Consider the following 22,592-nt stretch of genomic DNA (forward strand, 5'->3'; position numbering starts at 1 on the left):
GTTCGGGAAATTCGTGAAAAAGTGACGTAAGTGTGCATAGTCATTGACAATCCTGGCTCCAACATGAATCATTGCGGCGTCGTTCCAACTGCTAGCAACCCATTCATTTTTGGTCTGTTTACAGGGGGTCGGCGCCAAGGTCGGCAGGGGGGGATCAAGGAATGTTGCCCGGAATTGAGCTGATGAACTGCCCGGGCTTGGCAGTTCCACATGAAGTGATGCACCACGTCGTGCGCGTGGAGTCGTCTTTTAATCCCTACGCCATCGGCGTCGTGGGTGGCCGCCTTGTGCGCCAGCCCAAGAATCTCCCCGAAGCGATCGCCACCGTGCGCATGCTCGAGCGCCGCGGCTACAACTTTTCGCTCGGTGTCGCCCAGGTCAACCGCTACAACCTCGGCAAGTACGGCCTGGACTCCTACGAGAAAGCCTTCGAGGCCTGTCCGAACCTGCAGGCCGGCTCGCGCATCCTGGCCGAGTGCTACAGCCGCTCCAACAACGACTGGGGCAAATCTTTCAGCTGTTACTACTCCGGCAACTTCGTCACCGGTTTCCGGCACGGTTACGTGCAGAAGATCTATGCCTCGATCAACCGCGCCGCGAGCGAAGTCTCCGATGGTCAGGCCATCGCGGTGATCAGCAAATCGCCGCGTGCCGAGCCCGTTGGGGCGAGCGTCGCCGCGGCCGCCAAGCCGGTCTACGCGCCAGGCCGGCAGTCCGGCCCCCAGCGCCTGGCCACCGCCTTGGCGACTTCGCAGCCGGCCCCGGCCCCGCCGCCGATGGCCGCGTCGATGCCCCAGTTGCCGTTATCTGCTACACCAATGCCAGTTTCTTCACCGCCTCCGGCCCAGCCCGTTTCGATGGGTATGGCCGCACTGACCCTGCAAGCGTCTCAACCGGTGAGAGTCATGCCGATGAACGCCGCCGCGGGGCCAGCCGCTGCCGCTGCTCCGGCCAAGGAGCCGTCGCCGGGAGACCAGGCCTTCGTTTTCTGACCACCGATCCACCAGCGCCAAACCCTTAGCTCCAATTCCCTAGCTCCACCCCTAGACCCACGATTCTTCTCCACCACCTTTGTCCACTCGCGAACTAGAAGGGATCTCTTCATGAACAACACCATTCTCAAGAACTTTGTCTCTGCCTTCGGCATGGCGGCTCTCTTCGTCAGCATGCTGGTCCTGCCGGAACTGGCATTCGCTCAGCCGGGCGGCGGCGCCAATGCCGAAGAGCGCGTCAGCGGCTTCATCAACAACCTGAACTCGTTGCTCAATATCGCTTCGATCGCGGTCGTGACCATCGCCGTGATCTTCGCCGGCTACCAGATCGCGTTCGCTCACAAGCGCATCGCCGACGTCGCTCCGGTCCTGATCGGTGGCTTCCTGATCGGCGCGGCCGCCCAGCTGGCCAACATGGTGATCCCGGATGACGTCGGCCAGAACGTGATGGTGATGACGGCCCTGTCCTCGTATGCATAAGAACGCGCTGTTTCGCGGCTGTACGCGTCCGCCGATGTTCCTCGGCGTTCCGTACATTCCCTTCGCCTTCGGCGCCGGGACCTCGATGCTGCTGACGTTCTATATCGATATGTGGTGCATCTTGTTGCTGCCGGTGGTGATTTTCATCATGCGGCAGATGACCCGGCGAGATGAGCTGATCTTCCGCTTGCTGGGTCTGCGCTTCCAGTTCCGCGCTCGCGTGCGGAACCTGGAGCACCACCAGGGCATGTGGGTGTTCACGCCGAACCTGTATCGCAGCCCCAGCGACAAGAAAGCGAAAAAATGAAGTCCCGGACGTCATTGCGGCTAGCCCGCAATGACGTCCGGCTTTGCCGGCAGCCGTTCGCGGCCGGCTGTTAGCCGAGTTCGCTGTCAGCCGAGTTCCTCGAGCGATTCAGCCGTCCCAGCCGTCCAGCCTCAAACAGCCGCTACATCCACCCCAGAAGGCACGTACTCACCCTATGTTGACGCCCGACGCTCCCATCAGCGAGTTCATCCCGCTGTCCACCCATGTATCGCCGACGGTGCTGAAGACGACCGGGGGCGACTTCCTGTTGGTGTGGCATTTGGGTGGGTTGCCTTTCGTCGGGCGCGAGGAGTGGGAGCTGGAGCACCGCCACAACACCTTCAACCGGATGCTGCAGACCCTGCGCGCGCCGGACTTCGTCAACGTGGCGTTCTGGGTGCACGACATCCGTCGTCGTCGCCGCGTCAACACCAAGAACCAGTTCGACCAGGTCTTCAACCAGGAATTGTCGGACGGCTACTTCGCGTCGTTGTCCAGTCAGAAGCTCATGCAGAACGAGCTGTACCTGACGATGATTTACCGCCCGATCGTGTCGGGCAAGCGCTTCGTCGAGAAGTCGACGAACGTCGAGCAGCTGAAGGAAGAGCAAGACCAGGCGATCGGCAAGCTCATGGAGCTGGCCAGCAACGTCGAGGCGGTCCTGAAGGACTACGCGCCGTACCGGCTGGGCATGTACGAAGCCAAGAACGGCCTGGTGTTCTCCGAGGCGCTGGAGTTCTTCGGCTACCTGCTCAACCGCATCGACGAGCCGGTGCCGGTGTTGCCGGCCCCGGTCTATAACTACCTGCCGGTCAGCCGGCACATGTTCTCGAACAAGTCCGGCGACTTCGTCATCAATACGCCGAACGGCGTGAATCATTTCGGTGCGATCCTCAACATCAAGGAATACACCGACGCCACGTACCCGGGCATCCTCAATGGCCTGAAGTACCTGGACTTCGAATACGTCGTGACGCATTCGTTCAGCCCGATGGGACGCCAGGACGCGCTGAAGGCGCTGGACCGCACCAAGGGCATGATGATTTCGTCCGGCGACAAAGCGGTCAGCCAGATCATCGAACTCGACATGGCGATGGACCAGCTCGCCTCGGGCAACTTCGTGCTCGGCGAGTATCACTTCACCTTTACGGTGTACGCCGACAGCCAGGAAAAACTCGCCCAGCACCTGGCCATGTCGCGCGCCGAGTTGTCCAACGCCGGCTTCATTTCGGCCAAGGAAGACCTGGCCGTGGCGTCCTCGTTCTACGCCCAGTTCCCGGGCAACTGGAAGTACCGCACGCGCCTGGCCAATGTCAGCTCGCTGAACTTCCTCGGCCTGTCGCCGCTGCATAACTTCGCCACCGGCAAGAAAGAGAACAATCCTTGGGGCGACTGCGTCACCACCTTGCAGACGACCAACGGCCAGCCGTATTACTTCAATTTCCACGCGACCCATCCGGCCGAAAACTCGCTCGGCGAGAAGGCCATCGCCAATACCATGGTGATCGGTAAGTCGGGTACCGGTAAGACCGCGCTGATCAACTTCCTGTTGAGCCAGGTGCAGAAGCTCAAGCCGGTGCCGACGATCTTCTTCTTCGACAAGGATCGCGGCGCCGAGATCTTCGTGCGCGCCTGCGGCGGCAATTATCTCGCCCTCGAGAACGGTCAGCCCACCGGCTTCAATCCGTTCCAGTGCGAAAACAACGAAACCAATACCCAGTTCCTCTCGGATCTGATCAAGGTGCTGGCCGGCAAGACCGTGTATTCGGCACGCGAGGAAGAGGACATTTTCCGCGCGGTCGAGAACATCCTCGACACGCCGCCGCACCTGCGCAGCATGACCAACCTGCAGAAGAGCCTGCCCAACATGGGCGACGACGGTCTGTATGCGCGCCTGCGCAAGTGGACCGCGGGCAATTCGCTGGGGTGGGTGTTCGACAACCCGGTCGATACGGTCAACCTCGAGAAAGCCAGCATCATCGGCTTCGACTACACCGACGTGATCGACAACCCCGAAGTGCGCGTGCCGGTGATCAACTACCTGCTGCACCGCCTCGAAGAGCTGATCGACGGCCGTCCGCTGATCTACGTCATGGACGAATTCTGGAAGATCCTCGACGGCAGCGGCGGCCTCAAGGAATTCGCCAAGAACAAGCAGAAGACCATCCGTAAACAAAACGGCATGGGCATCTTCGCGACCCAGAGCCCGGAAGACGCGCTGGCCAGCGACATCTCGGCATCGCTGATCGAACAGACCGCGACGCTGATCCTGCTGCCGAACCCGAACGCCAGCCGCGAAGACTACATCGAGGGCCTCAAGCTCACCGATGCCGAGTACCAGGTCGTGAAGGGCCTCGACGAACGTTCGCGCTGCTTCCTGGTCAAGCAAGGCCACTCGGCGGTCGTCTGCCAGCTCAACCTGCGCGGCATGGACGACGCCTTGGCGGTCATTTCCGCTTCGACCGACAACATCGACATCATGCACCAGGTGCTCGAGAAGGCGGCCCACAAGAAGGGCATTACTCAGAACGATCTCGTTCCCGCCGATTGGCTGCAGGACTTTTTCGACAACCGCAAGGGTTCGGGCAAGGGTCCGGCCAAGAAGGCGGTTTCCGATTCCGCCGCGGCCTGAGCCTGGCGAACCGCTTATTCAGCAGTATCTGACGTCAACCATCAGATCAGGAGAAGGAAGATGAAATCGAACATTGCCAAGCAGGCGCGCACTAAGAAGCTGGCTGTCTGCGCACTGGCGTTCAGTAGCGTGATGGCGGCCGGAAGCGTGAATGCGCAATGGGTGGTTACCGATCCTGGTCACACCATACAGAACGTCGTCCAGCAGATCCTCGTCTCGGGCGAGCGTGCCGGCGAATTCGTGAAAGAGTTGGACGAGTGGAAGAAGCAGTACGAACACTTCCAGCAGCAGCTCATCAAGTTCCAGAGCTTTCTGAATAATCCGATCGCCTTGCCGAATTCGGAGCCCTGGGTCGAGTTGAACAAGACCGAGGTCGTCAAGCAGAAGTGCGGCGATGCCGGCGGCAGCCTGCTGGGCCGGCTGATGGACAGCGTCGGCTTACAGCTCAACGGCGATCTGGCCAAGCAGCAGTTGCAGGTGTGCGTAAACATCGAAAGCGCCAAGGTCGACAAGTTCAACTACACCGTCAAGTTCGCTCGCGACTCGGTGCCGCAGATGCAGAGCCTGCTCGGCAAGATCCAGGGACAGCGCGGGACCAGCAGCAGCCAGGGCAACATCCAGGGCGTGGACAGCGAATCGATGCGCCTGGCGAACGACCTGGACATCAAGTACCAGTCCTGGCAGGCGCAAATGAAGACCTACGATGCCTACATCGCCGCGATGATGGACAAGCAGAACACGTTGGCGACGCGCGCGCTCAAGGGCCAGGCGAACCCCCTGGGTCAGGCCATCAGCACCGCGGCCATGGCGGGCGCGCTGCAGTAAGTCGGGCTCATGGATCACTGATCGGCAATGCCAGTGGCAACTATCGGATCGGGAGAGGGAAGATGAAAACGAATGCCAAGCAGGCGTACAAGAAGAACCTTGCGGTTGGCGTCCTGGCGCTGAGCTGTGTCATGACGGCCGGCAGCGTCAACGCGCAATGGGTCGTCACCGATCCGGGTCATATGGCCGCGAATATCGGTCAGCAGATCGCGACCAGCGCCGAGCGCGTCGTAGAGTTCGGCAAGGAAATGGCCGAGTGGAAGAAGCAGTACGACCACTTCCAACAGCAGCTCATCAAGTTCCAGAGTTTCCTGGACAACCCGATCGCCTTGCCGACCTCCGAGCCCTGGCGCGAGTTGGATAAGGCGCAGGTGGTCGAGCAGCGCTGCCGTCAGCCAAGCGGCGGAGGCAGCATTCTCGGCAATCTGATGTCCCGTGTGGGCTTGAACCTCGACGGCGACTTGTCTGAGCAGCAGATGCAGATCTGCGTGAACATCGAGAGCGCCAAGGTCGAGAAGTTCAACTACACCGTCAGGTTCTCGCGCGACACCGTGCCGGAAATGCAGCGCTTGCTCGGCCAGGTGCAGAGCCAGCGCAGGACCAGCAGCGATCAGGGCAACGTGGAAGGCGTGAACAGCGAATCGATGCGCCTGGCGAACGATCTCGATATCAAGTACCAGATGTATCAGGCGCAGATGGGTATCTACGACGCCTATATCGTGGCGATGGTCGACAAGCAGAACACGCTCGCCAAGCGCGGCCTGAAGGGCCAGCAGACGCTGATTGGCTCGGCCTTCAGCACGGCGGTGATGGCAGGGGCTCTGCAATGACAAGGGCGAACGGCGACGTTCGAATCAAGGCCGCTCTCCGCATGCGGATGAGCCGGGCCGGCAACAGCGATTCCAGGGATAGCGGGTGCAGCGATGATTAAGGGATTTAACCTCAGCGGCGGCTGGCTGCCGAACTCCAGTCCACTGGATTGGCTCAACTTGCGCATCGATTCGGTCGGGGATTTTGTTTTCTTCCGTCTGATCCTGACTTATTTGCGTCGTGAGATCCAAAAGTTCGGTCTCGACCTGATGGGCAACGCGATGCAGTGGGTCGGCGGTATCGCGCTGACCTTGATGACCTTGTGGATCCTGTTGCAGGGCTACCGCATCGTTACCGGCATGTCGCGCGAACCGATGATGGCGCTGGTGACCAATTCGTTGCGCGCGACCTTCATCGTCGCGATCGCGACTTCGATGGGCGTGTTCGGAACGGACTTGCACGAGTTCCTGACCGACGACGTCAAGAAGGAAATCAACTGGGTCGTCACTGGCGATCAGAATTCCACCCCGGAGCAACAGATCGACAAGAACCTGGGGTGGATGCAATTGGCCTGGTCGAGCATCGACGCGATGCAGATCGTCAGCGATCCAGCCTTGACCGACGAAAAGACCCGGGCTATGTGGGCGGTCGGTTTCGGCACCGGCGGGCCTGCGATTACTGCGGGTATTTCCCTGCTGCTTTATGAAATTGCGATGGCTTTGTTCATCGGATTGGGACCGATATTCATATTGTGTTTGCTCTTCGACCAGACAAAGCAACTGTTCAGCAAGTGGCTGTACTATGGCATCGGAACCATGTTTTCGATGGCGATGTTGAGTGCGATGGTCGCGATTGCCATGGAGATGGTCGCCAAGGTGGCGGCGGTTTTCTGGGGTACCGCGATAGCCGGTGCGATCCTGGGCCAAAACTTCACCCAGGGCATGTCGAGTCAGGCGTTGCAGCAGGGCGGCTTGGGTTTGATCCTGACGGTGCTCATCATCAGCGCACCGCCGATGGCCGCGATGTTCTTCCAGGGCGTGTTGGGTCAGTTCAGTTCGTACAACCAGTTCCAAGGTCAAACCGGTCAGTCGGGTTCGCCGGGCGCGGGCATTCCGCCGCACTACAGCGGTGGTGGACAGCCGCCGCAGCGGGCCGCCGAATCGCAAGGTAGTCAGTACCACTCACAAATGCAGTCCCAAGCTGCCGCTCCGCGATTCTCAGGCCAGCAGGCTAACGCGGAACCCTCACCGGGGCAGCGCGGGTTGGCAGGTAGCAAGGAATAGGAGCTCTTAGCATGAAAGCAGTCAGCCTCTTGGTACTCACTGGTCTCTCTGCTTTTTTTGCTGGACCTGCTTTGGCGCAATGCCCGGCCGGTATTCCATCAGGAGGGAATCCGTCATGTATACCTCCGAGCGCTTGGCCGCAGAATGCTCCTGCACAGCAGGCGGTCCCCGCGCCTCCGAGCTGGAAGTTGACCTGGGGTGCCATCGCTATCGATTTGGATAGCGGTGATGTAGGAACTGCGGTTGGTAAGCCCAGTAAAAGAAAGGCTGAGCGAGAGGCTTTAGATCGTTGTCAAGCGAGTGGCGCGACCGGTTGCAAGAAGGTTCTGTTCTCTTATCAAAACCAGTGTGCGGTCATCGCTTGGCCCGCCGTCGTAGGCGTCGGTGCAGGAGTTATCGCGCAAAGCGGTGCTAGCGTCGCTGCAGCAAGTGAAATCGCACTAAAAAGATGTGCGGGTACCAGTGTTGGCGACAGCGGGAAATGCCGGATCGTTTATTCTGAGTGCTCTGACCCGGTGCTCGTGTCGCGGTAATTTCGTTCTGAGAGTGGTCGTACTAATAAGTGGCTAAGAAAGCCCGCGTCATCGAGATGCGGGCTTTTTTATTGGTATGTTGCAGTCACGCTCGATGGCTTAGGCGCATAGCGCTGTTCTATTTGGAGACAATGCAATGAAGGCTGCCTGTCTCGTATTACTCGGTGTATTCGCACTTAGCCCCGCTGCGAAGGCTCAGTGTCCAGCCGGTATCCCTGCTGCCGGGAATCCTTCTTGCATCCCTCCGAATGCATGGCCTCAGAACGCGCCTGTACGCCAAGATCCTTCGCCGTCGCGCTGGGAGAGTCGCTGGGGAGCGATCGCGACGGATGCTCCGAAAGCAGTCTTAGGCACCTCGACCGGAATGAAATCCAAGCGGCAGGCGGAAGCGCAGGCACTTTCGCAATGCCGTAAGAGAGGGGGCAAAAATTGCGTCCTGGATGTCTCGTACTTCGATCAATGCGCGATCCTTGTTACGGGCGACAAGAAATACAGCGTTCACACTGCTGCGACTGTCGACAGAGCTTCTGAGCTGGGTATGCGCCAGTGCAGCAATGACGACGTGAACTGCCGTATTCACTACACGAATTGCAGCCCTCCGGAGTTGATGCGATAACCGCATCTTCACGAGTGGTTCGATTTGATGGGGCGAGAAGAGTGACGAGTGCGGGCGAACGTCCTTCTCTCGGTAGGTAAGGAAACAAGGAATGTTGAAATGAAAGTCGCGTATTTATTCGTGGTTCTTGGTATTGGGTTGCTGTGGAACGACGACTCAATGGCGCAGTGTCCCGCAGGCATTCCTTCGGCGGGCAATCCGCAATGCCTTCCTCCGAGCGCATGGCCGCAGAATGCAGCAGCCTCGCGAGCCGTGCCTGCGGAGCCAAGCTGGAAACTGACTTGGGGTGCTATTGCGATTGATCCGATCAGCGGAGATGTAGGCACTTCGGTCGGCAACTTCAGCAGGAAGAAGGCCGAGCAGGAAGCCTTGAAGCGTTGTGCCGCGAGTGGCGCGAGCGGTTGCAAGAAGCTGCTTTTCGCCTATGAGAACCAGTGCGCCGTCATCGCTTGGCCTTCGATACCGGGTGCAACCATCGTCACGCAAGGCGGTTCTACGATAGAAGTCGCGACAGGGCTCGCGATGAAGAGTTGTATCGGCGACGATGCCAGTAATAATCGCGGGTGCCGTATCGTCTATTCGGAGTGCACCAAACCGGTGCTTGTGCAGTAGCTTTGAAAAGCGTAGCCATGTCGCCCTGCTGGCACGCAATAAGAATTCGCTTAGATGACAGACCGGCTTAGAAAAAGGGCGGTGCCAGACCGTCTATTCGGAATGTTCGGAGCCCGTGCTCGTGCTGCCGTGAGGAATACGAATGGGGCTCGAGAGACCCGATCCGGTCGAAGCGAGACGCTCTAGGTGGCTGTGAACCTTCGACGCTTGATCTGATCTCTGGTCTTGGGTTGGCTGCAGACTCTCCAATGAACAGGGAAGGGTGGGCGCGACCCTCGAGCCCGCTCCCACAGGCGACCGACTTTGCCTCGTTCATCGGTTTCACCCCGGCCCGATTCCGCCGGGTCCGCAGGCCGTCCGAGCGCGTTTGCGGCTGTGCTAACCTGCGGTTCTGGACTGCAAAGGAGTCGCAGTGAAGCCGAATCGAATCATCCTGTTGCTGTTGGCCGTCTCGCTCTGCGCATGCAGCGCGGACTCGGGCCGGGGACAGGCGGACGCGGCGCCAGCGGTCAAAGCACAAGCGCAAACCGACAGCGCTGCGCCTATGGAGAACGCGATGGATAGCAACGCTTCCGAAGCCACGGCCGAAGCGGTCGTCGCCAAGAGCCCGACCCGCTCGTCGACCGAGTTGCAGGCCGCCTTCAAGAAGGACATGGCCTACGCCGATCTTCGCAAGCTGGTGCTCGAGGGCGGCTGGACCCCGGTGGTGGAGCCGGCCTGCAAGAAAAATGTGGGCGGCGAAGCTGAAATTTGTGATCAAATTCCCGAATTGGATGCTTGCAGCGGCGACGGCTACTGCATAATGCACTTTGAAAGCGTCAGCAGCGGCGAGAAGTTGGACGTGACGACCTATGGAATGGTCGAGGACTGGAACGTCGCTGGTGAGGATTCGCGCTTGAACGTTACCGAGTGGGGCTTCGCGAAAGCCTCCAAGGGCTGAGGACAGGCCAGGAGGCCGCTCCAGCTCGCAAGAAATCGTGGCGCAGATGCGCCATTGCGGTCCCGGGTCTGCAAGTGCCCGGTCCGTAAAGTCGAAGTCGGCTCCGGCCGGTTTCGCATGGCCTGGAAAGATTCAGGATGAATCGGTTTTCCAGGTAACCATCGACTTACTTGCTTGAGCTGGAGGCTCACTACAATGGGAAACAGACTAGGCGACCTCATCGCGCAAGGTGAGGGCGGATACAACTCATACAATCGCGGAAGCGCGGGCGACGCCCGTGGCGCCACGATTGATTTTTCGCGCATGACCGTCGGCGAGCTGCAAGAAGCGCAGCACCTGCCGCGACGCGATCCCGACCGCCTGTTCGCGGTCGGCAAGTATCAAATCATCCCCGGCACCATGGACGGCGCAGTCCGCGGGCTTCGGCTCGACCCGGACCAGCGCTTCACCCCTGAGCTGCAGGAGCGGATCTTCTCCGATTACCTGATCGTCCAGAAGCGCCCCGACATCCACGGCTACATCACCGGCAAGCCCGGCGTGTCGCTGCACGATGCGCAGGAAGCGATGGCGGCCGAATGGGCCAGCGTGGCCGATCCCGACACCGGCCGCAGCCGTTACGGCGGAATGGGGGGCAATCGCGCTTCCATCTCGGCCGAGCGGGCCGGCGAAGCGCTGCAGGCGATGCGGGCCGAGTACAAGGCCGCGATCGACCAGGGCCTTACGCCGCAAGCCGCCTGGCGGGCCGTCAACGACGCATCCCCGACCCAGGGCCAGACCCAGACGACGCCGCGCGCACCCGAAAGGGATGCGATGGCCGATGGCGTGTTGAAGCGTGGCGAGCATGGCGCGGAAGTGCGCGGCATGCAGGAAACGCTCAACAAACTCGGCTACCGCGACGCGCAAGGGCAGCCGCTCAAGGCCGACGGCGACTTCGGCGATCGCAGCAAGCAAGCGCTGCAGGCGTTCCAGCAGGCCCATGGCCTGAAGGACGACGGCATTGCCGGCCCCAAGACGCTGGAAGCGTTGAAGAAGGCCGAGCAGGCGCCCTTGTTGTCGAATGCGGCGCATCCGGACCATGCGATGTTCAAGGGCGCGGTGGACGGGCTGGAAAAGCTCGGTCCGCAGGCGTTCCACAATCGCCAGGAACTGGAGCGCGCTGCGGCGACGCTGACGTACGAGGCCAAGGTGAGCGGTCTGAACCGGATCGATCACGTGGTGCCGAATGCGGACGGAAGCGGGCTGTTTGCGGTCCAGGGCGGCTTGACCGACCCGGGCAGCCAACGTGCCCACGTCAACAAGGCTCAGGCGGCGAACCAGCCGGTCGAGCAGTCGACGTTCCAGGTCCAGCAGGACGCACCGCAGCAGGCCGCGCCGACGCAAGAGCACAAGCCGAAGGTTCTGACCGCCTAAGCATGCGGCGCTCCGTTCGCGCATGCGATCGGAACGCCGTCTTGCTCGGTCGGCGTCGCCTCGTGCCCGTCGTTGCGTGCGCGCAAGCGTGCGTGTCGGCTCAGCGGTGGTCGCGTCCGTTCGGTGGCTCCCAGTTCTTTCGCCGTCGTGCGCCGGTCTGGTCAGGCCGTCCCGGTCGTGCCCGTGTCAGCGACTTTCTTTCAGCCAGCCGGGCCCGGCCAGCACTGCGAGCGCAGTCTGTTCCGCTGCCGCGTTCGGCGATTGAATGCGGACTCGATTGAATGCCGACTCAATCGAACGCGAATCCAATGGAGCTCGGATCCAATGGAGCTCGGATCCACCCGCGACACCCCGTTACCTCGATCAGTCAAGGAATTGCTATGAAATCTGTGAATCTCTTGGGCATCGCACTGTTGACCGTGTTGAGCGGCTGCCAGGGCGGCACTGCGGCGAACGGCGAAACGTCGGCAGCGCCGGCGGCCGCGACCACCGCTGCAACCGAGACGGCATCGCAAGCACCGGCCCCGGCAACTGCGGCTCCCGCAGTGCCGGCACCGGCTGCGACCGCAGCGCCCGCCGGCGACGGCCGTTCGCTGTGCGCGGCCGACGAGGACGTGGTGATCTCGTGCACCCTCGCCGGCGCCGAGAAGAAGCTGGCGTCGCTGTGCGCATCGAAGGGCGTGACCGACCAGTCGGGCTATGTCTACTTCGCCCAGGGAACCGCAGGTCATAACGATTACGTTTACCCCGCGGACAAGTCCGCTCCGGCGCGTCGCTTCAAGCGCACGCAACTGGGTTTTGCCGGCAACACCGGCGGTTACGCCTATTCGTTCGAGGACGGCGGCCGCAAGCACATTTTCTACTCGGTGTCCGGCGAAATGGGGCTGGAAGAGCAGGGCGTGATGGTGGTGGCCGACGCGGCCGCGAAGCCCGAGACCGCGCTGAGCTGCGAGAAGGACAGCGTGATCCGCAACGAAGACAACGTCTTGTTCAAGTTCACCCGTAGCTGGGACCGCGACGCGCAGCTCGATAAGCGCGGCCTGCCGCCCAGGAATTAATTCATCGGCCGGACCGGGTCCGGCCGCTATCGAAGATCCATCAAGGAGGAATTATGTCGACCCCAAGCAATCGTGATTTTCTGCTGCTCCGCGCCTATGAAGCGGGCATCCGCGATCCGAAGGAACTGGCCGGATTCATGGGCCAGATGCAGGTCGAGTCCGGCGGCTTCAAGAGCATGCACGAGGGGCTGGGCTACAGCAGCGAGCGCCTGCTCGAAGTGTTCCCGGGCCGCAACGGCATGGACACCAAGGCCGAGGCCGACGCGATCGTCCGCGGCGGCCGCGATGCGATCGCCAATGCGATCTACGGCGGCGCCTGGGGCCGCGAAAACCTCGGCAACACCGAGCCGGGCGACGGCGCGCGTTTCCACGGCCGCGGCTATGTCCAGCTGACCGGCCGCGACAACTACGAGCGCGTTGCGCGCGAGATCGGCATCGACGTGGTCCGTAACCCGGACCTGGCTTCCGATCGCGAGAACGCGGCCAAGATCGCCGTGCACTACTGGCAGGGCCGGGTGGTACCGAACGGTCATCAGACCAATGTTCGCGAAGCCACCCACGACATCAACGGCGGCTACAACCACCTCAAGGAACGCCGGGAAGCGGTGGAGCAGTGGGAACGCGCGCTGACTCCGGAAGTGATGGAGCGCTTGGCGCGCGGCGAAGTGGCGCTGCCGGCCGCCCCGGGACAGCGCGATGCGATGGCCGACGGCGTGCTCAAGCTCAACGAGCGCGGCCCGGCCGTGCAGCAGATGCAGGAGCAGCTCAAGCGCCTCGGCATTCGCGACGCCCAGGGCAACGAGATCAATCCCGACGGCCATTTCGGCGCCCACACCAAGGAAGCGCTGCAGACATTCCAGCGCGAACACGGCCTCAAGGACGACGGCATCGCCGGTAGCAAGACCTTGGAAGCACTGCGCAACGCGCAGCCGAACCAGCAGCAGGGCGCCCGCGACGGCGCTCAGCCGGCTGCGCAGGATCGCGCCCAGCAGGAGGCCACTCAGCAAGGCCGCGCCACGCCGACGCCGCAGCAGGCCGATCCGGCGCGCGCACCGTTGCTGTCGGACCCGGCCAACCGCGACAACGCGATGTACCGCCAAGCGCTCGAAGGCGTGGAACGCCTGGGCCCGCAGGCCGGCTTCCGCAACCGCGAAGACATGGAACGTGCCGCGGCCAGCCTGACCTATGAAGCGCGGGTCAGCGGCCTGAGCAAGATCGACCACGTCGTGCCGAGCGCGAACGGCACCGGTCTGTTCGCGGTTCAGGGCGAACTCGCCGATCCGGGCAACCACCGCGTGCACGTCGACGGCCGCCAGGCGCGCCAGCAGACGGTCGAGCAGTCGAGCCAGCAATTGCAGCAGGACGTGCAGCAGCAGGCACCGCAGACGCAGGAAGCGCGTCAGCAGCAAGCCAGGCCGATGATGGCCTGACCGAGTGGCCCTTCGCTCCCGCAGGACGCGGGGACGAGGGGCGGTGGGGTCTGGTGCGTCCGCCGCCGATACGGCGGGCGTGCCAGACCGGCTCGTGTAGTGCGCCCCGGGCGGTGTTCGTCGCCCGCGGCTTCAATCACTGGACTTGTTGGACCGGCTCATGACGACGAACCCGTACACCGCATTGCTCGCTGTATCCGCTCTTACTTTCGTGCTGGCCGCGTGCAGCGCCGATCCGGCCGCTAACGCGTCGGTGTCGACGCCGCAGCCGCTGGCCTCGGCGGCGAACGACGGCGTCCCGCGCGACGCCCGGGCCAAGAGCACCGATATCCCGCCGGGGTTTTCTTCCTACGCCTCGGAATCGATCGGCGACAACAAGCAATGCGTGGTCGGTGCGGCGGTCGACGACGACGGCATGAACCAGCGTCCCGTCGCCTACGTGGCCGAGACTTCCGGCAAGGCCTTGTGGACGCGCACCTTGGAGTTGCCGACGCAGACCTACCAGAGCCGCGCGACCCATTGCGTGCGCGAAGCCGATTCGGTGTACGTGCTGTTGCAGTCCGACACCCAGCCGCAACAGGCCTCGTCGCAGACGCTGTTGCGCGTGGTCAGGCTCGCGCTCGGCGACGGCGCGGTGCAAGGCCAGGCGGACGTGCCTGTGCCGGGCGTCAAGGATCCCGTCTCGGCCTGGGTCGAAGAGGGGGCGCAGGGATTGCGCTGGAGCAATGGCGGCCTGATCGTTTCCGGCCAGTACTACCGTCTCGACGACAGCGATCGGCGCAACACGTTCCAAGTGGGACTGAAACCCGATCTGAAGTCGTAGGCGGCAGGTTCGGAGCCTTGCCCTCGATCCGCACGGAAGCGGCAGCAAGGAACCGGGCATGGACCAGGAGCATCAGCAGGGCCACGGAAGGTGGCAGCGGCGCAGGCGCCGCTCGACGGGGGCCGATGGTCGGCCCGCTGCGACAGGCCGTAGTGTTTGGGGAAGCAAGATGAACTGCAAGAAAGTAGTAGTGCTGACGATGCTGGTGTGGCTGGGTGGCTGCGAAGTCGCCTCCAGAGGCCCGGGCGCGACGGCGCCTGCGGATAAAGCCGCGGCCCCGGTCAAGACCGCGGCGGCTGCCGCCGGCAAGACCGGCGTGGCGTGTCCGTCGCAGCAATTCGACGCCTTCCTGGCCGCGTTCATGGACGACGTCGCCATCCAGAAGGCCTTTACCGCAAGCCCGCTGCAGAGCGAGACGGTCGATGCGAACGCCGATCCGGAACCCAGGCCGGTCACGACGATGCTCGACGCAACCGCCTTGCGCTTCCCGGTGATGCCGGGCGCGCAGCAACAAAAGCGCGATGGACTCGTGCTCAGGCAAACCGAATTGAACGGCGACAAGGAAGTGATGCTGGCCAAGCCGGACACCGACTACCAGATGTCGTTCTTCTTCAAAAAGGGCGAATGCTGGACCTTGTACCGCACGCGCGACGACTCCCTGTGAGCGCCGCCCGATGCAAGCCAAGCCCATGAGGAGACGCTGACATGTCGTACCAGGACACCATGAACGTGATCCTGCCGCCGCAACACGGACGCTCGGCGCACATCACCGGCCATTACGGCGAACACCGCGACAACGGCGCCCACGGCGGCTCCGACTTCAACTACGTCGGCGGCCAGGCCGGCGTCAACCTGACCCATCCGACGATTCATTCGCCGGTCGCCGGCACCGTCGAATTCGTCGGCGGGCGCTACGGCACCATCAGCATCCGCGATGCCGAAGGCAACAGCCATCAGCTGCTGCATACGCAGAGCCAGTCGGTGGTGGTGGGGCAGCGCGTCGAACCCGGCACCGAGATCGGCACCATGGGCGGCCGTGGCCCGCGCGGTTCCGAGCAGTACGCCCAGCACGTCCATTACCAGATGAAGGACAGCGAGGGCCGCAACCTCAACCCGGAAACCTTCTGGAATCAGCGCCAGACGGTCGGCGCGCGCGGCGGCCAGGCCGCAACGGACCGGCTTGCGGTCGACGACGGCGTGCTGCGCCAGGGCGAGCGTGGCGCCGACGTCCGCGCGATGCAGGACCACCTCAACAAGCTCGGTTATCGCGACGCTCAGGGGCGGCCGCTGCATGCCGACGGCGATTTCGGCGAGCGTACCCGCGAGGCCTTGCTGGCGTTCCAGCGCGACCAGGGTCTGAAGGACGACGGCATCGCCGGCAAGCGCACGCTCGACGCGCTCAAGAAGGGCGAGCCGTCGAACCTGTTGTCGAACCCGAACAACCCGCATTACGCGATGTACCAGCAGGCGCTCGGCGGGCTGGAAAAACTCGGGCCGCAGGCCGGCTTCCGCGGCCGTGAGGATCTCGAGCGCGCCGCGGCGAGCCTGACCTACGAGGCGAAGGTGAGCGGTCTGAACAAGATCGACCATGTCGTGCTCAGCACGAACGGCAACGGTCTGTTCGCGGTGCAGGGCGGGCTTAACGACCCGGCCCATCACCGCGTGTTCGCCAACAAGGACATCGCGATGAACCAGTCGCTCGAGCAATCGACCCAGAAGCTGCAACAGGATCTGCCGCAGCAGGCCCAGACCGCGCAGCAGCAGGCCCAGGAACCGCGTCAGCAGCAACAGCCGCCGAGGATGCACACGATCTGAGGGCGGGCAGGGCCGATCCGCGCCCCGCATCGGCCCTGCCGCCATCGATCCCACGCTCCTCGCAAAGAACCCCCGCAAGGTCCCCCCGCAAAGATCGCCATGCACCGATCGCCACGCACAAGGAAGACAGGCATGAATCTCCCCCGGTTTCTGGTAATCCCGTTGACCCTGGCGCTCGTCGCTTGCGGCGCGAGCTCCGGCGACGCCGAGCAGTCGGAATCGCCGTTCAAGGAACTCGAAGGCGCGAGCCCGAATGCGGTGCCCGCAACGCCGGCGGTCGGCGCGACGGTGACGCCCTCGGCCCCCGCTGCGGCGGCCCCGGCGGCTGCGGCCGCGTGCCCCGCGCAGGGTTTCGACGATTTCCTCAAGGCCTACGCACGCGATGCGCAGACCAAGACCCGTTTCACCTTGCCGACGGTCAAGGTCGTCGACCTGGTCGACGTCGGCGAAGACACCCAGCAACGCACCGAGCAGGTGCCGGGCAAGGACTACACCGGCTTCAACCTCGCTTATCGCGACGACGGTTTCCATGTCGTCGACAGCGCCGGCGCGGTCGATCCCAAGCCGGTCGCGGTAGAGGTCAAGGCCGAGCCGGCCGACGCCTATTTCGTCCGCTACCAGTACGGCATGTCGGAAGGTAATTCGTACCGCTTCGTCAAACAGGAAGGTTGCTGGTTCCTCGCCGAGGACCCGGAACCGTCCGCCCCCTGATCGCGACTTCAGCACCCTCTCAATCACTCAATGGAAGGACTCTCATGAGCCGCTACCGCATTACGGAAAGCGTGGGCCGCCGCGTCGAGCACGTTCACAGCTACGACGACCTCGACATCCATCACCCGAGCCGCAACGCGCGCGGCCTGCAGACCGGCCGCGACGCCGACTTCGAGCACGGCCGCGACCATGCGCGCGTCGACGGCGAGTTCGAGGAAATCCGTCGCACCAACGACGGCCGCACCCTGGTCAAGAAAGACTTCATCCTCAGCCAGGACAGCCCGGGGCGGGTGCAGATTCCGGCGCCGGTCGAAGGCTATGTGCACTACCTGCCGAACGACCCCACCGCCGCGCTGCGCATCTACGACCGTCCGCACGATCAGCCCGGCGCCAAGCTGGTGGGTCAGGTCCTGCACATGGACCCCCACTCGTTCAAGCTCAAGGAAGGCGCGCACGTGCAATACGGCCAGCCGCTCGGCGCGATGTCCGACACCGGCACGCCCGGTTCGGTGCACGCGCACGTCGAAGTCGAGGCTGATCAGTTCAAGCGCTATATCCAGGACATCGACCGTGGCGTGATCACCCCGGACCGCTATCCGGCCAAGAACGGCCAGACCGCCGAAGCGCCGGCGCGCGAGGACGTGCATCGCGAAGCCGGGCATCGCGAAGCGACGCCGCGTCCGGCCAGCCGCGGCGCCGCTGCCGACGGCGTGATCCGCGAAGGCGAACACGGCCGCGACGTGCGCCTGCTGCAGGAGCAGTTGAACAAGCTCGGTTACCGCGACGGCCACGGCCATGCGCTGAAGTCCGACGGCGATTTCGGCGATCGCACCCGCGAAGCGGTCAAGGCTTTCCAGCATGCGCACGGCCTCAAGGACGACGGCATCGCCGGCCCGAAGACGCTGGAAGCGCTGAAGAAGGCCGGCGAGGCGCCGTTGCTGTCGAATCCGGTGCACCCGGACAACGGCATTTACCGCCAGGCCGTGGCCGGGTTGGAGAAGCTCGGGCCGAACGGCGGCTTCGGCAATCGCGAACAGATGGAGCGCGCCGCCGCTGCGCTGACCTATGAAGCGAAGGTCAGCGGCTTGACTGCGATCGATCACGTCACCCGCAGCGCGAACGGCAACGGCCTGTTCGCGGTGCAGGGCGAACTCAACGATCCGAGCCAGAACCGCGTCCACGTGGAAAAGAAGTACGCGGCCGAGCAGCCGGTCGAACGCTCGACCTTCCAGGTGCAACAGGACGCACCGACGCGCGAGCAGGCCCAGGCGCCGCAGAAGGAAGCTCCGAGGATCCAGATGGCTTGACCCTGGGCCGGCGCACAACTCTGGTGGAGGAGAGCGCCGATCCGGATCGGGGACATCGCAGGCAAGGGAATGCGTTGCAACCACTGCGATGTCCGGACAGGGACGTCGTCGCTTCGCCCGCAGGGGCGGAGCGGGCAGGGCAGGCTCGATCGCTAGGGAGATCGAGCCTGTCGCTGCCGCTTTGCCGGCCGCCCGCGATCGGGCGGGCGGACACGGCCGGCCGGCGACGGCGGGGCCGGGATGCCAATGTTTCTAACCAGGCCGGGCTGCGCGCACCGGCCCGGGCGCCTCGCCCTTGTGGGGTTTCCGCTATTGCGCGAGCATGACGATTCGGTTCCGGCCGGAGGTGCAACGATGAACGGAAGCACTCAGGAACAGCAATTGAAGGTCGACGGCCAAGCCACGACCCAGACGCTGGACGACATGCGCCGCGCCGAGCAGCGCTCGCTGCTCAGCAGCCCCAGCCATCCGCATCACGACCTGTACTCGCAGGTGCGCGTCTGCCTCGACAAGCAGGACATGGGGCTCAAGGATTACTCCGGCGACCAGCGCGACAACCTGGCCGCGGCCCTGGCCCTGGAAGCGCGCACCGGCGGCCTGCGCAGCGCCGATCACGTGGTGCTCAGCAAGGACGGTTCGCGCGCGTTCGTGATCGAGGGCGAGCTGGATTCGCCGAGCCGGCGCATGAGCTATGTCGACACCGCCCAGGCGGCGGCGCAATCGATGGAACGGAGCAGCCAGCAGCTGGCCCAGCTCAATCGCGAACAGGAACTCCAGGACCAGCAACGGCAGGACGAGCGCCAGGCCGAACGTCAGGCCGAACACCGCGGCGAACGCGAGCCGTCGCTGGCCCGTGCCCTGTTCAAAGACAAAGACTGAAACGCCCGCGCCGCCATAGAGCGCGCGAAGGCATCGGAGGCCTGCAATGAACGAATACCGTCATCACATCCTGACCCGCGGCCGCTACCAGATCGTGGCCCTGACCCCGGACCCGCAGTTCGAGAGCGACGACATCTACGCTTACGCGGTGATGTCCTCTTCCGGGCTCAAAATGCGTCAGGAACTGACCCTGACCGACGCCCGCAACTGGCTGGAATTCTGGATCGAGCAGGAAAGGGCCTCCAGCGGAGGCTCGTCGCCGGATATGATGGAGTCATCGCCTCCGGGGGAGCCTTCCAGGCTGCAGGCCGCCCGCAAGCGACGCTGACCGACAGCGGGTTCGGGGAAACCAAGCAGGAAACATGACGTGAAAGGGAAGCTGATTTTTGCCCTGGCGGTACTGGTACTCGTACTGGCCGCGGGGACGTATCTGTCGGGATACGTGACGTTGATGTTGATGAAGATCGACACCAGTGCGCTGAAGTGGACCACCTACCTCGATTACCTCAAGGTATTGGACGTCCCGCAGTACAAGCCATACGTGGGCAAGATCAAGGCCGGCGGCTTCATCGGCTATGGCCTGCCGATGGTCGGCTATCTGATCCTGACCGTGCTGATGCTGAAGCCGAAGAAGAAGTCGATGCACGGCGACGCGCGTTTCGCGCGCTCCGGCGACCTGTCGGCCAAGGGCATGTTCAAGTCGACCCCCACCAGCATCGTGGTCGGTAAGTTCAACGGCCAGCTGGTGCAACTCAGCGGCCAGCAGTTCGTGATCCTCGCCGCGCCGACCCGTTCGGGCAAGGGCGTCGGCATCGTCATTCCGAACCTGCTGAACTACCAGGGCTCGATGGTCGTGCTCGACATCAAGCAGGAAAACTTCGACCTGACCAGCGGCTGGCGCGCCGAGCAAGGGCAGGAGATCTTCCTGTTCAACCCCTTCGCCGAGGATCGCCGCACCCATCGCTGGAACCCGCTGACCTACGTGTCCAGCGATCCGGCGTTCCGCGTCTCCGATCTGATGAGCATCGCCGCGATGCTGTATCCGGACGGCTCGGACGACCAGAAGTTCTGGGTCAGCCAGGCCCGCAACGCCTTCATGGCCTTCACCCTGTATCTGTTCGAGGCCTGGGAAGACGCCAAGAAGGTCGGCTTCCCGTTCGGCACCATCCCAACCCTGGGCGCGGTGTACCGCCTGTCCTCGGGCGACGGCAAGACCGAGCTCAAGCCGTTCCTGCAGGGCCTGTCGCAGCGGCCCTTCCTCAGCAGCAACGCCAAGTCGGCGTTCGCCAACATGCTGTCGCAGGCCGACGAGACCTTCGCCTCGATCCTCGGCACTTTCAAGGAACCGCTCAATCCCTGGATCAACCCGGTCCTGGACGCGGCCACCAACACCGACGATTTCCTGCTGACCGACCTGCGCAAGAAGAAGATGACGATCTACGTCGGCATCCAGCCCAACAAGCTGGCCGAAAGCCGTCTGATCGTGAACCTGTTCTTCAGCCAGATCATCAACCTCAACACCCGCGAGCTGCCGCAGAACAACCCCGAGCTCAAGCATCAGTGCCTGTTGCTGATGGACGAGTTCACCTCGATCGGCAAGGTCGACATCATCGCCTCGGCGGTGTCGTACATGGCCGGCTACAACCTGCGCCTGTTGCCGATCATCCAGAGCATGTCGCAGCTCGACGCCACCTACGGCAAGGACATCTCGCGCACCATCATCACCAACCACGCGCTGCAGATCATCTACGCGCCGCGCGAGCAGCAGGACGCGAACGACTACTCCGATATGCTCGGCTACACCACCGTGCGCAAGGAGAACATCACCCGCGGCCGCGAAGTCTCGCGCAGCGAGTCGGAAGAGCGCCGCGCGCTGATGCTGCCGCAGGAGCTCAAGGCGATGGGCTTCGACAGCGAGGTGTTCCTGTACGAAGGCATCCCGCACCCGGTGAAGTGCGACAAGATCAAGTACTACCAGGACAAGCTGTTCACCCAGCGCCTGTTGCCGAAGGTGTCGGTGCCGGTGCTGGACATCGGCACCGGCTGAGCCGGATGAGTCGTGCGTCGCGTTGCCGGGCTCCGGCCCGGCAACCGGCGCGGCTTCGCGGGCATAATGTCCGCAGACCCCCTGTTCGGTAGCTCGTATGCGCGACCTTCGCATCTCGCTCGTCCAAGGCGCCACCCGCTGGCACGACCCGGCCGGCAACCGCGATTACTACGGCCATCTGATCGCTTCGCTGCGCGGCATCACCGACCTGGTGCTGCTGCCGGAGACCTTCACCAGCGGCTTCAGCAACGACGCCATCGGCGACGCCGAGACCATGGACGGGCCGACCGTGGGCTGGATCCGCGAACAGGCGGCCAAGCTCGGCGCTGCGGTCGCCGGCAGCGTGCAACTGCGCACCGACGACGGCGTGTTCAACCGCCTGTTGTTCGCCACGCCCGACGGCGAGTTGCAAACCTACGACAAGCGCCATCTGTTCCGTTACGCCAAGGAACACGAACGCTATGCCGCCGGCCGCGAGCGCCTGACGGTGGAATGGAAGGGCTGGCGGATCTGCCCCATGGTCTGTTACGACCTGCGTTTCCCGGTGTTTTCGCGCAACCGTTTCGACGTCGAGCGCCCCGGCGCGCTCGATTTCGACCTGCTGCTGTACGTCGCCAACTGGCCGGCGGCGCGCGCCTACCCGTGGAAGACCCTGCTGCGCGCGCGCGCGATCGAGAACCTGTGCTACGTCGCCGGGCTCAACCGCGTCGGCAGCGACGGCAACGGCCTGAGCTATTCCGGCGACAGCGCGGTGATCGATTTCCTCGGCCACCCGATCAGCGAATGCACCGACGAGGAAGTGGTCGTGACCACGACCCTGCAGGCGGCGGAACTGGCGGCGCACCGCGAGCGTTTCCCGGCCATGCTCGACGGCGACAGCTTCGAACTGCGCTGAGTATCTCGAGCGTTGCGGCGCCGCTGCCGCTGCTCTTGGGTAGGAGCGGCGCAAGCCGCGACTGCGCAGCTGGCGGTTGCGACGCCTCTTACCGCAGAGCGGTGAGGCAACATCTAAAGCTTCCGTCCGCTGACGCGGCCGGGTTACTTTCTTTTGCTGGCCCAAAAGTCCGTCTGGATTCCCTTCG

The 22,592-nt window shown here is 63.4% G+C and carries 23 protein-coding genes; all 23 read left to right on the forward strand.

From position 1 onward, the window contains the following. The first annotated feature begins 173 nt into the window (after positions 1-173). Positions 174-992 carry a lytic transglycosylase domain-containing protein gene (locus ACTJJK_RS15860; RefSeq protein ID WP_440730684.1) on the forward strand — a complete coding sequence of 273 codons (819 nt, stop codon included), beginning with the start codon at positions 174-176 and terminating at the stop codon, positions 990-992. Between the two features lie 111 nt (positions 993-1,103). Then, positions 1,104-1,472, forward strand: coding sequence for a TrbC/VirB2 family protein (locus ACTJJK_RS15865; RefSeq protein WP_440730673.1), 369 nt, complete (start codon positions 1,104-1,106; stop codon positions 1,470-1,472). After that, positions 1,465-1,779: a type IV secretion system protein VirB3 gene (locus ACTJJK_RS15870; protein WP_081930610.1), complete on the forward strand. Its 315-nt coding sequence runs from the start codon at positions 1,465-1,467 to the stop codon at positions 1,777-1,779. Before ACTJJK_RS15865 ends, ACTJJK_RS15870 begins: the two co-directional genes overlap by 8 nt. 175 nt (positions 1,780-1,954) lie before the next feature. Next, on the forward strand, positions 1,955-4,411 hold the full coding sequence (locus tag ACTJJK_RS15875) for a VirB4 family type IV secretion/conjugal transfer ATPase (RefSeq protein WP_031370743.1): 2,457 nt from the start codon (positions 1,955-1,957) through the stop codon (positions 4,409-4,411). 60 nt (positions 4,412-4,471) lie between these two features. Next, the gene (locus ACTJJK_RS15880; RefSeq protein WP_031370744.1) at positions 4,472-5,236 is read left to right on the forward strand and encodes a hypothetical protein; all 765 of its coding nucleotides are present in this window, start codon (positions 4,472-4,474) and stop codon (positions 5,234-5,236) included. A 62-nt stretch (positions 5,237-5,298) separates the two neighbouring features. After that, entirely contained in the window at positions 5,299-6,066 is a 768-nt protein-coding gene (locus tag ACTJJK_RS15885) for a hypothetical protein (RefSeq protein ID WP_440730674.1), read from the forward strand. 93 nt (positions 6,067-6,159) lie between these two features. Continuing rightward, complete coding sequence (locus ACTJJK_RS15890) at positions 6,160-7,329, forward strand: type IV secretion system protein (RefSeq protein ID WP_051884451.1); 1,170 nt, start codon at positions 6,160-6,162, stop codon at positions 7,327-7,329. A gap of 11 nt (positions 7,330-7,340) precedes the next feature. After that, positions 7,341-7,862, forward strand: coding sequence for a DUF4189 domain-containing protein (locus tag ACTJJK_RS15895; RefSeq protein ID WP_081930611.1), 522 nt, complete (start codon positions 7,341-7,343; stop codon positions 7,860-7,862). 136 nt (positions 7,863-7,998) lie between these two features. After that, positions 7,999-8,478 carry a DUF4189 domain-containing protein gene (locus tag ACTJJK_RS15900; RefSeq protein WP_081930612.1) on the forward strand — a complete coding sequence of 160 codons (480 nt, stop codon included), beginning with the start codon at positions 7,999-8,001 and terminating at the stop codon, positions 8,476-8,478. A gap of 99 nt (positions 8,479-8,577) precedes the next feature. Next, positions 8,578-9,090 carry a DUF4189 domain-containing protein gene (locus ACTJJK_RS15905; protein WP_440730675.1) on the forward strand — a complete coding sequence of 171 codons (513 nt, stop codon included), beginning with the start codon at positions 8,578-8,580 and terminating at the stop codon, positions 9,088-9,090. 412 nt (positions 9,091-9,502) lie between these two features. After that, positions 9,503-10,030: a hypothetical protein gene (locus ACTJJK_RS15910; RefSeq protein ID WP_223619593.1), complete on the forward strand. Its 528-nt coding sequence runs from the start codon at positions 9,503-9,505 to the stop codon at positions 10,028-10,030. Positions 10,031-10,333: 303 nt separating this feature from the next. Then, entirely contained in the window at positions 10,334-11,440 is a 1,107-nt protein-coding gene (locus tag ACTJJK_RS15915) for an XVIPCD domain-containing protein (protein WP_051884452.1), read from the forward strand. Positions 11,441-11,820: 380 nt separating this feature from the next. Beyond that, positions 11,821-12,498 carry a hypothetical protein gene (locus tag ACTJJK_RS15920; RefSeq protein WP_152566090.1) on the forward strand — a complete coding sequence of 226 codons (678 nt, stop codon included), beginning with the start codon at positions 11,821-11,823 and terminating at the stop codon, positions 12,496-12,498. Positions 12,499-12,551: 53 nt separating this feature from the next. After that, the gene (locus tag ACTJJK_RS15925; RefSeq protein WP_440730676.1) at positions 12,552-13,928 is read left to right on the forward strand and encodes an XVIPCD domain-containing protein; all 1,377 of its coding nucleotides are present in this window, start codon (positions 12,552-12,554) and stop codon (positions 13,926-13,928) included. A gap of 160 nt (positions 13,929-14,088) precedes the next feature. Next, positions 14,089-14,751, forward strand: a complete 663-nt coding sequence (locus ACTJJK_RS15930) for a hypothetical protein (protein WP_440730677.1) — start codon at positions 14,089-14,091, stop codon at positions 14,749-14,751. Between the two features lie 58 nt (positions 14,752-14,809). Then, positions 14,810-15,415 (forward strand): hypothetical protein, encoded by a 606-nt coding sequence (locus tag ACTJJK_RS15935; protein WP_440730678.1) that lies wholly within the window; start codon positions 14,810-14,812, stop codon positions 15,413-15,415. 41 nt (positions 15,416-15,456) lie between these two features. After that, complete coding sequence (locus tag ACTJJK_RS15940) at positions 15,457-16,566, forward strand: XVIPCD domain-containing protein (RefSeq protein ID WP_440730679.1); 1,110 nt, start codon at positions 15,457-15,459, stop codon at positions 16,564-16,566. A gap of 132 nt (positions 16,567-16,698) precedes the next feature. Beyond that, on the forward strand, positions 16,699-17,277 hold the full coding sequence (locus ACTJJK_RS15945; protein ID WP_440730680.1) for a hypothetical protein: 579 nt from the start codon (positions 16,699-16,701) through the stop codon (positions 17,275-17,277). 44 nt (positions 17,278-17,321) lie between these two features. Beyond that, on the forward strand, positions 17,322-18,584 hold the full coding sequence (locus ACTJJK_RS15950; RefSeq protein ID WP_440730681.1) for an XVIPCD domain-containing protein: 1,263 nt from the start codon (positions 17,322-17,324) through the stop codon (positions 18,582-18,584). Between the two features lie 354 nt (positions 18,585-18,938). Continuing rightward, on the forward strand, positions 18,939-19,463 hold the full coding sequence (locus ACTJJK_RS15955; protein ID WP_031370754.1) for an XVIPCD domain-containing protein: 525 nt from the start codon (positions 18,939-18,941) through the stop codon (positions 19,461-19,463). Positions 19,464-19,509: 46 nt separating this feature from the next. After that, the gene (locus ACTJJK_RS15960) at positions 19,510-19,791 is read left to right on the forward strand and encodes a hypothetical protein (protein WP_031370755.1); all 282 of its coding nucleotides are present in this window, start codon (positions 19,510-19,512) and stop codon (positions 19,789-19,791) included. Between the two features lie 39 nt (positions 19,792-19,830). Next, positions 19,831-21,510: a type IV secretory system conjugative DNA transfer family protein gene (locus tag ACTJJK_RS15965; protein ID WP_051884462.1), complete on the forward strand. Its 1,680-nt coding sequence runs from the start codon at positions 19,831-19,833 to the stop codon at positions 21,508-21,510. Positions 21,511-21,607: 97 nt separating this feature from the next. Continuing rightward, a complete protein-coding gene (locus tag ACTJJK_RS15970; protein WP_440730682.1) occupies positions 21,608-22,405 on the forward strand; it encodes an amidohydrolase in 798 nt (265 codons plus the stop codon). Positions 22,406-22,592: the final 187 nt, after the last annotated feature.

Origin of the sequence: Lysobacter sp. 22409, assembly GCF_052045105.1 — a bacterium.
GTDB lineage: Bacteria > Pseudomonadota > Gammaproteobacteria > Xanthomonadales > Xanthomonadaceae > Lysobacter > Lysobacter antibioticus_B.